General features: G+C 39.7%; 10 protein-coding genes. 6 read left to right on the forward strand and 4 right to left on the reverse strand.

From position 1 onward, the window contains the following. Positions 1 to 119: 119 nt before the first annotated feature. From H7T98_RS10285 to H7T98_RS10295, 3 genes are all read right to left on the reverse strand, one after another. Complete coding sequence (locus tag H7T98_RS10285) at positions 120 to 1,568, reverse strand: hypothetical protein (protein ID WP_398578502.1); 1,449 nt, start codon at positions 1,566 to 1,568, stop codon at positions 120 to 122. 123 nt (positions 1,569 to 1,691) lie between these two features. Continuing rightward, a complete protein-coding gene (locus H7T98_RS10290) occupies positions 1,692 to 2,879 on the reverse strand; it encodes a hypothetical protein (protein ID WP_195918236.1) in 1,188 nt (395 codons plus the stop codon). 6 nt (positions 2,880 to 2,885) lie between these two features. After that, positions 2,886 to 3,203 carry a hypothetical protein gene (locus H7T98_RS10295; RefSeq protein ID WP_195918237.1) on the reverse strand — a complete coding sequence of 106 codons (318 nt, stop codon included), beginning with the start codon at positions 3,201 to 3,203 and terminating at the stop codon, positions 2,886 to 2,888. Here H7T98_RS10295 and H7T98_RS10300 point away from each other — a divergent pair. Next, positions 3,184 to 3,327, forward strand: coding sequence for an LPXTG cell wall anchor domain-containing protein (locus H7T98_RS10300; RefSeq protein ID WP_398578503.1), 144 nt, complete (start codon positions 3,184 to 3,186; stop codon positions 3,325 to 3,327). The two genes, H7T98_RS10295 and H7T98_RS10300, sit on opposite strands and share 20 nt — an antisense overlap. 201 nt (positions 3,328 to 3,528) lie before the next feature. Here H7T98_RS10300 and H7T98_RS09885 read toward each other — a convergent pair whose 3' ends face one another. After that, on the reverse strand, positions 3,529 to 3,948 hold the full coding sequence (locus H7T98_RS09885; protein WP_201061808.1) for a hypothetical protein: 420 nt from the start codon (positions 3,946 to 3,948) through the stop codon (positions 3,529 to 3,531). 593 nt (positions 3,949 to 4,541) lie between these two features. Here H7T98_RS09885 and H7T98_RS09890 point away from each other — a divergent pair. The 5 genes from H7T98_RS09890 to H7T98_RS09910 all read left to right on the forward strand — a co-directional run bounded on the left by H7T98_RS09890 (position 4,542) and on the right by H7T98_RS09910 (position 16,201). Continuing rightward, positions 4,542 to 8,900: a glycoside hydrolase family 70 protein gene (locus tag H7T98_RS09890; RefSeq protein WP_201061810.1), complete on the forward strand. Its 4,359-nt coding sequence runs from the start codon at positions 4,542 to 4,544 to the stop codon at positions 8,898 to 8,900. 779 nt (positions 8,901 to 9,679) lie between these two features. After that, entirely contained in the window at positions 9,680 to 13,663 is a 3,984-nt protein-coding gene (locus tag H7T98_RS09895; RefSeq protein ID WP_201061812.1) for a mucin-binding protein, read from the forward strand. Between the two features lie 366 nt (positions 13,664 to 14,029). Further along, entirely contained in the window at positions 14,030 to 14,746 is a 717-nt protein-coding gene (locus H7T98_RS09900) for an ABC transporter ATP-binding protein (protein WP_070849535.1), read from the forward strand. Then, complete coding sequence (locus H7T98_RS09905; RefSeq protein WP_061652430.1) at positions 14,740 to 15,549, forward strand: hypothetical protein; 810 nt, start codon at positions 14,740 to 14,742, stop codon at positions 15,547 to 15,549. The genes H7T98_RS09900 and H7T98_RS09905 overlap by 7 nt, the downstream gene beginning before the upstream one ends. Further along, the gene (locus H7T98_RS09910) at positions 15,530 to 16,201 is read left to right on the forward strand and encodes a hypothetical protein (protein ID WP_061652431.1); all 672 of its coding nucleotides are present in this window, start codon (positions 15,530 to 15,532) and stop codon (positions 16,199 to 16,201) included. Before H7T98_RS09905 ends, H7T98_RS09910 begins: the two co-directional genes overlap by 20 nt. Positions 16,202 to 16,349: the final 148 nt, after the last annotated feature.

Genomic DNA, 16,349 nt, shown 5'->3' on the forward strand with positions numbered 1-16,349 from the left:
ACATCAACATCACAGTTGGAGTCAAATTCAGTCTCAGCTTCAGAAAGTGCGTCAACATCAACATCACAGTCTGAATCTAACTCAACATCAGCATCTGAAAGTGCCTCAACATCGATCTCTCAATCCGAGTCAAACTCAGTTTCAACTTCAGAAAGTGCGTCAACATCAACATCACAATCCGAGTCAAATTCAGTTTCAGCTTCAGAGAGTGAATCAACGTCAGCTTCACAATCAGAATCAAACTCAGTTTCAGCCTCAGAGAGTGAATCAATGTCAGCTTCACAATCCGAATCAAACTCCGAATCAGCCTCAGAAAGTACTTCTGTATCAGCATCACAATCCGAATCGAATTCAGTTTCGACTTCAGAGAGTGAATCAACATCGACATCACAATCCGAGTCAAACTCAGTTTCAACTTCAGAAAGTGAGTCGACATCAGCATCACAATCCGAATCAAACTCAGTTTCTACCTCAGAGAGTGAATCAACGTCAGCTTCACAATCCGAATCAAACTCAGTTTCAGCTTCAGAAAGTGAATCAATGTCAGCGTCACAATCCGAATCGAATTCAGTTTCAGCGTCAGAAAGTGCATCAGTAAGCACATCACAGCTGGAATCAAATTCAGTTTCAACTTCCGAGAGTGAATCGACATCAGCATCACAATCCGAATCGAATTCAGTTTCTACCTCAGAGAGTGAATCAACGTCAGCGTCACAATCCGAATCGAATTCAGTTTCAGCGTCAGAAAGTGAATCAATTTCAGAATCACAGTCTGTTTCAAATTCAGAATCCGCTTCAGAGAGCGAGTCGACATCAACATCACAATCAGCCTCAACTTCAGAGTCAGCTTCAGAAAGTGCGTCAGTTTCAGAATCACAGTCTGCTTCAAACTCAGAGTCAGTGTCTGTAAGTGAATCCATTTCAGAATCACAATCTGTTTCAACTTCAGAATCAGCATCTGTAAGTGAGTCAAACTCCGAATCACAATCAGTATCAACTTCCGAGTCAGCGTCAGAAAGTGCGTCTGTTTCAGCTTCACAATCTGTCTCAACTTCCGAGTCAGCTTCAGAGAGTGCATCAGTGTCTGAATCACAATCTGTCTCAACTTCCGAATCCGCATCAGAAAGTGCATCAGTAAGCGAATCACAATCAGTGTCTAATTCCGAGTCAGCGTCAGTAAGTGCTTCTATATCAGAATCACAATCAGAGTCTAACTCAGAATCCGCATCAGAAAGTGCGTCAGTTTCAGAATCACAATCAGTGTCTAACTCCGAATCAGCGTCAGGGAGTGCTTCTGTATCAGGATCACAGTCAGTTTCAAACTCAGAATCAGCTTCAGAGAGTGCATCAGTTTCAGAATCACAGTCTGTCTCAAACTCCGAGTCAGCTTCAGAAAGTACTTCAGTTTCAGAATCACAATCTGCTTCAACTTCTGAGTCAGCGTCAGTAAGTGCGTCAGTTTCAGAATCACAGTCTGTTTCTAATTCCGAGTCAGCCTCAGAGAGCGAGTCAACATCAGCTTCACAGTCAGAATCGAACTCAGCTTCAGCGTCATTAAGTGAATCCATTTCAGTTAGTGAGTCAGCATCATTGAGTGAATCGCAAAGTGCAAGTACATCAGTGTCCGCTTCAGAGTCAGCATCATTGAGTACATCAAGCTCATTGAGTGCTTCTGTATTTGAAAGCCAGTCTCAAGCCTTCAGTGCTTCAATTTCTGCAATCATTTCAACTGTTGAGTCTATTTCGAACTCGGCTTCAAGCTTCATTTCAGCTAGTGAGTCGCTTTCGACATCTAACTCGGCATCATTGAGTGCATCTGTTTCAGGCTCACAATCAGTTTCTAATTCTGAGTCAGCGTCAGAGAGTGCATCGGTGTCTGAATCACAGTCTGTCTCAAACTCCGAGTCAGCCTCAGTAAGTGCTTCAATCTCAGAATCAAAGTCTGAATCAAACTCAGTTTCTGCGTCAGTCTCTGCATCTGAGTCAGTAAGCGCCTCAGAATCATCAAGCGCGTCAGCTTCGGCATCCGCTTCAGCATCATTGAGTGCCTCTGAAAGCACAAGTGCTTCAACTAGTATTTCAACTTCGTTGAGTACATCAGCAAGTCTTTCAGCATCAACAAGTGTATCTGAGTCATTGTCTGCATCCGCTTCAGTGTCAACTTCTGTAAGTACCTCAATTTCCGAGTCAGTTTCAGCGAGTGCGTCTGTGTCTGAATCACAATCAGTCTCTAATTCCGAGTCTGCATCAACAAGTGCGTCTGTATTAGAATCACAGTCTGTTTCAAACTCAGTCTCTGCATCAGAATCGGCGAGCACATCAGTTTCTGTATCTGAGTCAGCGTCAGCGAGCGCATCCGCTTCAGAAAGTTCTTCGATTTCAGCTAGTGAGTCTGTATCGTTGAGTGAGTCGCAAAGTGAAAGTGCATCAGCCTCAAAATCAACATCATCGAGCGTTTCATCATCATTGAGTGACTCACAATCAGTCTCAGTAAGTACTTCGATTTCAGCTAGTGAGTCTGTATCGTTGAGCGAATCACAAAGTGAAAGTGCATCAGAGTCTGTATCAGCAAGCACATCTGCTTCAGTCTCAGCGTCAGAATTAGCGAGCGCATCCGCTTCAGTATCTACGTCAGCCTCAGTAGGTGCGTCAGAATCAGCCAGCACATCAGCTTCAGTCTCTGTCTCAGAATCTGTAAGCGCATCTGAATCAGCTTCAGTGTCTGCCTCAGAATCAGCGAGCGCCTCAGCTTCAGTCTCTGCGTCAGAATCAGTAAGCGTATCTGAATCAACTTCAGCGAGCATCTCAGTCTCAGAATCAATTTCAACTTCAGAATCTATCTCTGTTTCAACTTCAATCTCTGAATCAATTTCAAACATTGTAAATCATTCAGAATCCGCTTCATCAAGCGTTTCAGTATCAGAGTCAGCTTCTACATCAGCATTCTTGAGTGCCTCTGAAAGCACAAGTGCTTCAACAAGTATTTCAACATCATTGAGTGTCTCATTGAGTGAATCACAATCAGCCTCAGTAAGTACTTCGATTTCTACAAGGGAGTCTGTGTCATTGAACGAGTTGCAAAGCGCAAGCACATCTGCTTCAGTCTCTGTCTCAGAATCTGTAAGCGCATCTGAATCAGCTTCAGTGTCTGCCTCAACAAGTGCCTCAGAATCAACTTCTGAAGTGAAAGATCCTAAGCACAAACGTGGTAGCCAAGCGCTTCCTAAGACTGGTGAGGAAAACTCATCATTGTCAATGGCATTTGGTGCTTTGGCAACTGTAACAGGTCTCGCCTTTCTTGCTAAACGTAAGAAAGATGAAGAATAGGTCGAAGATTATTCGTATTTCAGAATTGTAATAGTCTCTGCAATGCTCAGATAAGCACAAAAAAACACCTTCATGTTAGCTAACCATTCTAGCTAGAAGGTGTTTTTTGATTTGAAGATGTTGTGATAGTTTCAAAATGGAACAAACCTTTTGAAATGCTAACGACTACATAAAAATAGGAGACCACTTAAACATGGACTCCTATTTGTTGGTTTGCTCATTATCTTGTTTATACATGACTGTTCCCACTGTTACAAGAAGGGCTAAGAGAATCGGTACAGTTCGAAAAGCCTCAGTAGCAAAAGGGATTGAGAGTAGATAAAAAGCAATGCTTATGTATAAGAAGTTTTTATTACCTTTTTTACGCCCTATCCATACGAATATGGTTGCTATTATATACCAAATAAAGCTAAATGCTAGGAAAATCATCACAAGAATTCCCCAAGGATTTAACAAAAGCATGGCAAAATAAACGATAGCTAAATAAAAGGCGACTGCAAGGAAAATAGAAGCAACCCTGTTGTCTGGAGCATTCTTCTTAATGAGCTCTTGATTATTGAACTCTTGACCAGTCTTACCCTTATCTTGGCTTGTGTTGAAGTTTGTATGTTGTACTGACATCTTTCCCACCTACCCCTCTATTTGTGTCTAAATAGGTTAATTCTTTCACCTTTATTATACTCCTTTTTTCCTTGGTTTCAGCAAGATCGATAGGCTTTTGAGCCATTTTTATAAGATGAATTATTGCTCGATGTTCTGCTTTCTTACTGGCACTATAGGTCCCAATTTAAAGCCCTTACACCTCAGTAAGTAATGAATGGCTTAGATAGTTAGAATTTAGATTCTGTATGAGAAGATAGTCTAAAAAAGACCCTATCCTGACAAATCTGATGGTTTGATAATGACGGTATTTTTTGTCGCTTTGAAAGGAGAGTCTTAAGGATTTGGTAAATTTTCATTAGATTCTCTTGCAATCCCATTAAAAGTATCAACTTATCAATAATCATTCTAAATAGCGATAGAGTATCATTTGTATTGATTTAAAAAAAATAAAATAAGCTATTTTTTATTTCGACACACTCACTTTAAACTCATTTAATTAAAACAATAAAGTGTTTTTTCTAAAAATTATGAAAATTTATCGAATCTTATTGAAAAAAAGCTTTCAATGATTTAGAATGAAGCTATAAATGGGAAAAAGGAGTCTTTTTATTATGGACAAAAAAGTACATTATAAAATGCACAAAGTCAAGAAACAATGGGTAACCATTGCAGTTACAGGGATGTCACTCGGTGCAGTCTCAGCGGTTTCATTAGGGACTAACGACGGTGTCGTTCAGGCCGACGAACACACGGATGCTACTGTAGCCATCCCCGATATTTCTGTTGATACGGGTACTGTATCTAACGATACAACGACTGCTCAGGATCCAACTACAGCAGTTGCAACGACAAACAATGCCGCAACTGACCAAGCAGCTCCAACAGCAACTTTCGATTTGACAACTGATACAACAAATACAGTTGTAGCGAATGCTGTTGATACGGCAGCGACAGTCGGCACTGATCGTGCGGCAACTACAACAGATACAACAGCAACCAACGATACAGCCGTTGATACAACAAATAACAATACTACATCTGATACAACAACAGTTACAGACCGTGCAGCGACACGTGAACGTCGTGCGACTGGTGCCCGCCGTGGTCCTACAGGAGGGCGTCGTGCCACACCAGTTGCTGGTAATAATAACAATGCTAACAACGGCAATAATACGGTCACAGTAGTAAATAACGACCTTCCAGCAGCTAACAATGTAGTAACTGATGGTCCAAGCCACATCAAAACTATTAATGGAAAACAATACTACGTTGAAGATGACGGTACTATTCGTAAGAACTATGTCCTTGAACGTAACGGAGGAAGCCAATACTTCAACGCTGAAACTGGTGAATTGTCTAACCAAAAAGAATACCGTTTCGATAAGAACGGTGGAACAGGTTCATCAGCTGACAGCACAAACACAAACGTTACTGTAAATGGTGATAAAAATGCCTTTTATGGTACAACTGATAAAGATATCGAACTTGTTGATGGCTACTTCACTGCCAACACATGGTACCGTCCAAAAGAAATCTTGAAAGACGGTAAAGAGTGGACTGCTTCAACTGAAAACGACAAACGTCCATTGCTTACGGTTTGGTGGCCAAGTAAAACTATCCAAGCGAGCTACCTTAACTACATGAAGGAGCAAGGTCTTGGTACGAATCAAACCTACACATCATACAGTTCACAAACTCAAATGGACCAAGCAGCGCTTGAAGTTCAAAAGCGTATTGAAGAACGTATTGCGCGTGAAGGCAACACTGACTGGTTGCGTACAACTATCAAAAATTTCGTGAAGACTCAACCTGGTTGGAATTCAACTTCTGAAAACCTTGATAACAATGACCACTTGCAAGGTGGTGCCCTTCTTTATAACAACGATAGTCGTACAAGCCAAGCTAACTCAGACTATCGTCTCTTGAACCGCACACCAACTAGCCAAACAGGTAAACGCAATCCTAAGTATACCAAGGATACAAGCAACGGTGGTTTCGAGTTCTTGTTGGCTAATGATATCGATAACTCAAATCCTGCGGTTCAAGCTGAGCAGTTGAACTGGCTTCACTACATCATGAACATCGGTACTATCACTGGTGGTTCTGAAGATGAAAACTTCGATGGTGTTCGTGTCGATGCCGTGGATAATGTCAATGCCGACCTTCTCCAAATTGCTTCAGATTACTTCAAAGCTAAATATGGTGCTGATCAAAGTCAAGATCAAGCCATTAAACACATGTCTATCTTGGAAGCATGGTCTCACAATGACCCATACTACAATGAAGACACTAAAGGTGCTCAATTGCCAATGGATGACCCTATGCACTTGGCATTGGTATATTCACTCTTGCGTCCAATCGGTAACCGTTCAGGAGTTGAACCACTCATTTCAAATAGTATGAATGACCGTTCTGAAAGTGGTAAAAACTCTAAACGTATGGCTAACTACGCCTTTGTGCGTGCTCACGACTCTGAGGTACAATCAATCATTGGTCAAATCATCAAAAATGAAATCAACCCTCAATCAACAGGGAATACCTTCACTCTTGATGAAATGAAGAAAGCCTTTGAAATCTACAACAGAGACATGCGTAGTGCTAACAAGCAGTACACACAATATAATATCCCATCAGCATATGCCTTGATGCTTACACATAAGGACACTGTGCCACGTGTTTACTATGGAGACATGTACACAGATGATGGTCAATATATGGCTCAAAAATCACCATATTACGATGCTATTGAAACCCTCTTGAAAGGCCGTATCCGCTATGCAGCTGGTGGTCAAGATATGAAGGTTAACTACATCGGTTATGGTAATACTAATGGTTGGGATGCTGCAGGTGTCTTGACTTCTGTACGTTATGGTACAGGGGCTAACAGTGCTTCTGATGCTGGTACAGCAGAAACACGTAACCAAGGTATGGCAGTTATCGTTTCAAACCAACCTGCCCTTCGTTTGACAAGTAACTTGACTATTAACATGGGTGCGGCTCACCGTAATCAAGCTTATCGCCCATTGCTTTTGACAACAAAGGATGGTGTGGCTACTTACTTGAATGACAGCGATGCTAACGGTATTGTCAAATACACTGATGGTAACGGTAATTTGACATTTAATGCAAGCGAAATCCGTGGTATTCGTAACCCTCAAGTTGATGGTTACCTTGCGGTTTGGGTACCAGTAGGTGCTTCTGAAACTCAAGACGTGCGTGTGGCACCAAGTAAAGAAAAGAACAGCAGTGGTTTGGTTTACGAATCAAATGCTGCCCTTGATTCACAAGTTATCTACGAAGGTTTCTCTAACTTCCAAGACTTCGTCCAAGATTCATCACAATACACTAATAAGAAGATTGCTGAAAATGCTAGTCTCTTCAAATCATGGGGTATTACATCATTCGAATTTGCCCCACAATACGTTTCAAGTGATGACGGTAGCTTCCTTGACTCAGTCATCCAAAATGGTTATGCCTTTACAGACCGTTATGATATTGGTATGAGCAAGGACAACAAGTACGGTTCATTGGCTGACTTGAAAGCAGCTCTTAAATCGCTCCACGCTGTAGGTATCTCAGCGATTGCTGACTGGGTTCCAGACCAAATCTACAACCTTCCGGGTGATGAAGTGGTCACTGCAACTCGTGTTAATAACTATGGTGAAACTAAAGATGGCGCAATCATCAATCATAGCCTCTATGCTGCTAAGACACGTACTTTTGGTAACGACTACCAAGGTAAATATGGTGGTGCCTTCCTTGATGAGTTGAAACGTCTTTACCCACAAATCTTTGACCGTGTTCAAATCTCTACTGGTAAACGTATGACTACTGACGAGAAAATTACACAGTGGTCTGCGAAGTACATGAATGGTACTAACATTCTTGACCGTGGTTCAGAGTACGTGCTTAAGAATGGTCTAAGTGGTTACTATGGTACAAATGGTGGTAAAGTTAGCCTTCCAAAAGTAGTCGGAAGCAACCAATCAACTAACAACGACAACCAAAACGGTGATGGTAGTGGTAGGTTCGAGAAGAGCTGGGGCAGTGTTTACTATCGTTATAACGATGGCAAACGTGCTAAGAATGCCTTCATCAAAGATAACGACGGAAATGTTTACTACTTTGATAACTCAGGTCGCATGGCAATCGGTGAAAAGACTATCGATGGTAAACAATACTTCTTCCTCGCTAATGGGGTGCAGTTGCGTGATGGTTATCGTCAAAACCGCAGAGGTCAAGTCTTCTACTATGACCAAAACGGTGTCTTGAATGCAAACGGTAAACAAGATCCAAAACCAGATAACAATAATAATGCATCAGGACGTAACCAATTCGTTCAAATTGGTAATAACGTTTGGGCTTACTATGATGCTAATGGTAAACGTGTAACAGGCCACCAAAACATTAATGGTCAAGAACTCTTCTTCGACAACAATGGTGTCCAAGTTAAAGGTCGTACCGTTAATGAGAACGGCACTATCCGTTACTATGATGCTAACTCAGGCGAAATGGCTCGCAACCGTTTTGCTGAAATCGAACCAGGTGTTTGGGCTTATTTCAATAATGATGGAGCAGCCGTAAAAGGTTCACAAAACATCAATGGTCAAAACCTCTACTTTGATCAAAATGGCCGTCAGGTCAAAGGTGCTTTGGCAAACGTAGATGGTAACCTTCGTTACTATGATGTAAACTCAGGTGAGCTTTACCGCAATCAATTCCACGAAATTGATGGTAGCTGGTATTACTTCGATGGTAATGGTAATGCTGTCAAAGGCATGGTTAATATCAATGGTCAAAATCTCCTCTTTGATAACAATGGTAAACAAATCAAAGGTCATCTGGTTCGCGTGAACGGTGTTGTTCGTTACTTTGATCCAAATTCAGGTGAAATGGCAGTTAACCGTTGGGTTGAAGTAAGTCCAGGATGGTTGATTTACTTTGACGGTGAAGGCCGAGGTCAAATCTAATCGTTTCCAAACTGTATGAACCGAGACAACAGTCTCGGTTTTTATGGCGTAACTGGGTTTCCGTAAAGACTTAGATGTGGACTGAGAATAGTCAATTTAACCCGTTCCTTGAGTTAGTTGTGAAAATACCTCTGACTATTTGGTGCCCAGGATGACATCAAAATAGCCTAATCCAAGTAACTATTATTAATACATAATTTAATACGAGAAAACTTTGAATTTAGGGATTTTCATTAAATGGTTCCAATCTATTGACGAAGCGTCAAAGTCAATCTATACTAAGAGTAATGTCAGTTATTTATTGGCATTCCATAGTCGAGGACTAGGCACGGACCTTGTCTGTGTCATTCTCTTAGGGTGTTCCCTTACAACTAAGGTAAGGCTCTAGACTTTCAAAGATGAGAAGTAGTTGTAATCGTTTTAAGTGTATTTCTTGTAAGAGTGTCTCTAGGGAGAGAAAACACCATTAAAGACCTATCATTTAAGTTATAGAGGGAATCTCATTTTGATGCCACTTTCGTAAACTACTTGATAGATATTGCACATTAAAGCACTATTTTTTCACTTAGGGGTTAAAATGATTAAAGTTCTTACACCTTACTTGTAAAAATTCGATTCTCGTATTATAGTATATATAAGAGATATCAAAAATTTTAATCTTTGATAAGAACTTGTTAGCTTCTCTGAGGGAAAATGAAATCTTAATAGAAAAGATTTCCATGAGAACTTAGCAAGTAAAGGATTTTATTTCTCATAAAAAGAAGAAAGGGGGAGTATTTTTGAGAGCCTATAGGGAAGATGCGACTGAAGCAGCAGCAAGAACTGCCGAAGAGCATATTGCACATAAATCGGCGGACTCTGATTTAGTTGATACTATAGATCTTTCTAAATTATTGACTAACCCAAAAAGTCGCTCTGACCACAGTGCCCCCTCTCCATTAGATTTTGCTAGAGCTGACGAAGCCCTCTTTGATAATCATGCCCAATCGGAAACCGTGAGGATTCCATCTAAGCAAGAGATTATTTTTCAAGGAGCAGATTCGCAAACTCCAGACCCTGAAGTCATGGAAAATCATGTTTTTACGGGGACTAGAGATAGGAAGACTGGCTTAATCGAATGGGACAAGGACAGTTATACCTATCCTAAGATATCGGTACCAGTTGTCCAGGGCTATTTCGCTGACCAAAAAGAAGCGGGTTTTAACGTTGTCACACCCTATGTGCCAACGGTAACGGAACATGTGACCTATAGGAAATTGGGACGCATTATCCCTGTGACAGAAGATGGGGAATATATTCCAGGTGCTTTGACTAAGCAGTATAACAATAACAAAAAAGATCCACGAAAGGCGGGTGAGACAGCAACACCAGCTGTTCAAGATTATATGACAGATATTAAAAGTGTAGTACCGAACAAACCAGGAGGGGATACTCCGGTTGTGTATCGTAAAATTTTCAAGAAAGCCAGCATCACTTATATTGATGAAACTACTGGTGCTTACTTGGTTAGTGACCAGTTGACCGGGGAATTGGGTGAAGCGATTGAATACGGAACAGCAACACGTATCAAGACTTTCAAGGACATGGGGTATGACTTGATTCAGGACGAATTCCCTAAAGATGCCATTTTTGATGATAAGGATATTGATGATCAAGAGTGGTTTGTCCTCTTGCAACACGATGTTGCCAAGGTAGGGCCTGATCATGAACAAGTCCCAGATACTCCAATCAATCCTAATAATCCAGATGGACCTAAGTGGCCATCTAAGTATGCTTACGAGAAAGAAGTAAGCTTCACAGTCTTTTACAAGAGTACAGATGGCAATGCGGATTTGCCAGATGCCGATGTGCAAAAGGCTTATTGGGTCCGTACCCTTACCTTTGACAAGGTCACAGGTGAGCTTGTTGACGAGACAGAATGGTCACCAAACAAGACCAAGTATTATGACATCTATGCTCCAGTTGTTTTAGGCTATTTTGCGGATCGAGTAGAAGTTAAAGGTAGAGAGGTTACTGAAGATAACATCGAAGAAACCATTACCTACGTTCCACTTGGTAAGATTATTCCTATTGATGCGAATGGACGCTTGATTCCAAACGTTCCAACGCCAACCTTCAACAACGATGCCAATAACCCAACTAAGGTTAGTGAGACACTTGTTCCTCACATTCCGGGTTATCGTCCAATGCAACAAAGTGTCATGCCTGAGAGCTTGACAGACGATATTCTTGTTGAGTACGCTCCAATCCTTGAAGATGTAACGCAACCAACCTTGCAAACTGTCTTCTTCAAAGGAGCTGGCGAAGCAACACCGTCTGTTAATATCCAGTCTGACTTCACCTTCACTGGTAAGTACAATCAAGCAGAAGACACTTACACTTGGGATCAAGACAGCCATACCTTTGCTAAGGTTAATGTCCCAGTTATCGAAGGTTACTATGCGGACAAGGCAGTGGCTGGTATGCAGATTGTTACACCTGATAAACCAGAAGCCACAGACAGTGTTGTCTATAAAGAACTCGGTAAGATTATCCCTGTTGATACCTTTGGTAATCCAATCGCGGATGCAGAACCAATTCATTATGCTAATGATCCTCAAGATGCTACGCAAGTTATTGAAACACCAGCACCACAAGTTGCTGGCTACCAAGCTGAAAGTGAATTGGTATTGCCAATTGACCTCAGCCTGGACCAAACCTTGGTTTACGAACCAATCTTGGATGATATCACGCAAGATACGAAACAAACGGTTACCTTCCAAGGTGCAGGCTACAAAGATCCAGTTATCAACATTCAAGATAGCTTCAGCTTCCACGGTAAATTTAACCAAGTGGAACAAACAAGCACTTGGGATCAAGACAGCTTCACTTACGATGTTGTAGAAGTTCCAGTTGTAGATGGCTTCTATGCGGATAAACGTCAAGCTGGTGGTCTTGAAGTTCGCCCAGACCTTCCAGAAGTGGAAGATACAGTAACTTACACAGAGCTTGGTAAGATTATTCCAGTAGATGAGTATGGTACACCAATCGAAAATGCACCTACTCCAAGCTACAACAACGATCCTGAAGATCCAACCATGGCTATGGAAACAGTCGTTCCAGATGTTCTTGGTTACATTTCTGAAAAGGCCTTTGTTACTCCAGAACACCCAGGTCAAGATACTAACGTGGTTTATGCTAAGGATGAGCAAAAAGCTATTATCCTTTACATGAATGAGCTTGATAAGTCCGAATTGACTCGTGATGTTGTCATCGGAAGCTCAGGTGAGAAGATTGACTACTCTACTGATGAACAAATCGCAAACTTGCTCAAACAAGGTTACGAGCTCGTCAACGATGGTTATACAGAAGCCTTTGACCACACTTACAATGGTGACTCTGACTTTGATCAAGTCTTCGAAGTTGTTCTTCGTGAACGTTTGGTTCTCATTGACCCAGATATGCCAGCACCAGTTGCAGGTGAAGTCGTAGATCCAAACGATGTTAATAGTCCAGTTTGGCCAAATAGCGTAGAGATGCTTGAAAACCGTGCCGATGTGACACGTACAATCCAGTATGTCTTCGAAGAAGGTGGCTTGGCTAGCGACGACTACGTTGAAGTTCTTGATTTCAAACGTTTGGCTAACGTTAACCTTGTGACAGGCGCTATCAATTATGAAGCATGGTCAAGTACTCAAGCTGGCTTCTCAGCTGTTCCTTCTCCAGAGGTTGTTGGATTTACACCAGATCGTATGGAAGTAGCTGAAATGACAGATGTTTCTGTAGAAACACCTGAAATCATGGAAGTAGTAACTTACCTTAAGGATGCTCAGAAAGCTACAGTTACTTATGTTGATGGCACAACTCGTAAGAAACTTGAAGTGGTTGACTTGCTTGGTAAATCAGGCGAAGTGATTGAATACTCAACAATTGAACGTATCAAGTACTATAGCGACCGTGGTTATACCCTCCTTGCAGATGGCTTCACAAACGGTGTTATCTTTGATGGTGATTCACATGTTGACCAAAACTTCATGGTTACCCTTCGTCATGGTACTGTTCAAGTAGGTCCAGATAACATCCAAGAAGCTGGTACACCAATCAACCCAGCAAATCCTGATGGTGCTAAATGGCCAGAACGTGAAAGCTTTATCAAAGATGTAACCTTCACAGTTCTCTACACATCTAGCGATGGACAAGCAGAACTTCCTGCCAATAACATCCAAACCGCTCAATGGACTCGTAGTTTGACCATTGATAAGGTTACAGGTGAAGAGCTTGGTTCAAGCTACTGGACTTCAAATAAAGGTCAGTTTGAAACAGTCATCACACCAGAAGTAGAAGGCTACAGCGCTGATAAGGATAAGGTTGAAGGTAAGACCGTTGGTCAACGTAACCTTGAAGAAACCGTTGTTTATATCCCGCTTACAGGCGATATCAATGGTAAACCTAAAGAAAACAAGGCAGACGATATCGTTGTTGAAGAGGTTCAAGACCTAGAAGTTCTCGACCAAGTCGAAGAACAAGTGGAATCTCATGAGGGACCAGTCACTTATGGACCAGGCGACGACTTTGAAGCACCTGTTTATGGTCAAGCTGAGGGTAAAGGCTCTAAACACAAGATGCCAATTAATCTCTCAAATGAGGAAGAAGCAAGCAAAGGTAAGATTGAAGAAACCATCAATATCGCAGGCTTCACCGTATCGGTAACAGGTCTAGGACTTGGTCGCAACGGACGTAAGAAGAAAAATAAAAAAGATCACAAAGATCAAAAGGATAAATAATATAAAGCCCTGAATGACTCAGGCATGCCCAGACAGAAAGAAAATCTCAAGTTGCTTAGTGCACTTGGGATTTTTTTGTGGATTGTTTCTTATCTAAAATCAGATGTTTAAAGACTATCTCAGAACATTTTTTAATTAAAAATATGTAAAACTATTAACTCTGATTTTTTTCCGAAAATATATTGATAAACTACAATTATAGTGAAAGGTACCTTCTCTATAAAAGACGTTCTCCAGATTGGGTTTCAGATTTTAAAACTTCCTCTTTTAATGCATATGCATGGGTGGAACTTGATGGTAAACCTATTGGTGAGAGTATTAGTTTGTCAAAATTTCAAAAGGTTCTATTCGTCAAAGGAAAGCAAAATGATTAATATTACTAATTTAAATAAAACATATGATGACAAAGTTGTATTATCAAATATAACTTTTCATACTAATAAAGGTGAGATTACTGGTTTGATAGGACCTAATGGTTCTGGAAAATCAACCCTAATAAAAATACTATTAGGATTGGAGTCAGCTGATAGTGGAAAGGCAACTATTTTGGGAACAACATATAGTGAGTTAGGAGCTGAGCCACTCTCTATAGTAGGAACTTTTTTAGATAGTTATCAACCTTATCCAAGTAGAACTGGTTATGAGCAATTAAGATGGATTGCACTTTCTTGTGGACTCAGTAAGCAACGTTGTATTGAATGTTTAGAAATTGTTGGATTAAAAGATGTTGGTAAGAAAAAAATCAAAGATTATTCTTTAGGAATGAAGCAGAGATTAGGTTTAGCAACAGCAATACTTGCAGACCCAGATATTTTGATTTTAGACGAACCTATTAATGGGTTAGACCCAGAAGGAATCCGTTGGTTAAGAGAGTTTCTCAAAGACTTTGTGAAACAAGGAAAAACAGTACTATTAACTAGCCATTATATGAGCGAACTTGAATTAACCGTAGATAGAGTTGTAGGTATTTCAAATGGTCACGTTGTTCTAAATGACAAACGTGAGCAAGTATTGAAGGAATATGATAGTTTTGAAAACGCCTATTTTAGCTCTGTACACGAAAGGAGTAGTGTAAAATGTTAAGTCAAGTTATTAAGGGGTATTTATATAAATATAGTCACCTAACTTTATTTAAAATGGGATTTTTTATCTTAGTTGTAGTTAGTTTGTTTTTTACCTATCAAAATATTCAAGTCATTAATGCACTACACACTGGTGCTGCAAACTCAGTAAATATTGATCCAAATGTAATTGAAACTCCCTATAGAACGGTGAGAGATGCTATTTTATCATCTCCGTATCAAGCAACCGTATTATTTTTGCCTATATTGTCAGCATTAATTCTAGCAACTGATTATCAATTTGGTGAGGATGAGTTTTCATCACTAATTTGTGCTAACTGGAAAATAAGATTGTTTTCACAGATATTTAGTATAATTGCTATTTCAATAACGACGACTTTTACGTTGTTTTTATTAAATGCATTACTTCTAAAATTCATGTTAGTTAGTAAGTTACAAAGTATTCTGTCTATAGGCTTAATGCTTGATGTTTTCATTAGAATAGTAGCTTTTACAATTACACTTAATTTACTCTCTCTATTACTTGTAAAAATAACAAAAAGATCAATTCCTTCTTTGATTGTGATAGTTCTGTTGTTAGTTTTCTCTTTATCAGGCATACTTAGGGCAATTTCTCCTATTTTAGATAATTTATTACCTTTAATTGGAGCTAAGTCTTTTGCTTTTGATAGGATCGAAGCCGGTCAGACAACCCAAGTATATGGAGCGATTCTTTTACTATTTGAAACTTTCCTTACGACGATTTGTTTATTTTATTTAGAAAAAATAAAATGGGGGAAGAAGAATGAAAAGCCAATTGCATAGCTTGTTTTATAAAAAATATAGTTTATTACCTGTACAGGTTTATTTATTATTTCAGTTAGTATTTGTTATTATAATAAGTTTATTAAGATACCTAAAATTCGAAGTTAATGGTGATTCTATCACTTTTAGCAGTTCTGTCTTATTAACTATAATATCGTTCTCTTTTTTAGGGAATGGAGTTTTAAATGCAAGTGTAGAATTGAAAACACAAAGTTATAAGCAAGTTTACCTGAACAACGGAAGTAGGGTGAAAGCTACATTATATATATTATTAATAGACCTACTAGAATGTCTAACACAGTCAGTATTAGCAGGTTTAATAGTAATGATATTTAGTCAGGGTACTCATAGTGAAGTAAATTTTTATTACTACTTGTTTGGTTCAGTTATATACTTTTTAGCGGGTTACTCTTTTTCCTTTTTATGTGGTAATTCAATGATTGCACTTGCAATTTTGCTATTATTTCCTATACTGGTGTTGCCTTTTATAGATAGGGTTATACCAATAGCTTCAAGTGTAATAATATATGATTTAGTTTTTCAGCTAATACATACAAACTATTCTATAATGCGTTTTATTGTATTCATAATTTGGCTTATTGGATTATTCCTTACTAGTTATTACCTTATTAGAAAGGAATTTTTAAAGTAAGTCAAATAAAGATTGTTTTATTAGATGAGACAACATCAAATTTAGATAGATTGATTGATAAATCGATTCCTCTTCAATTTGTTTATGACGTTGTAACTAACGCACATAATTAGAGTGAAAAACATATCCAATTGAGTCCCTCATGTAT

Origin of the sequence: Streptococcus sp. 23.2 (assembly GCF_016648665.1) — a bacterium.
Taxonomy (GTDB): domain Bacteria; phylum Bacillota; class Bacilli; order Lactobacillales; family Streptococcaceae; genus Streptococcus; species Streptococcus salivarius_E.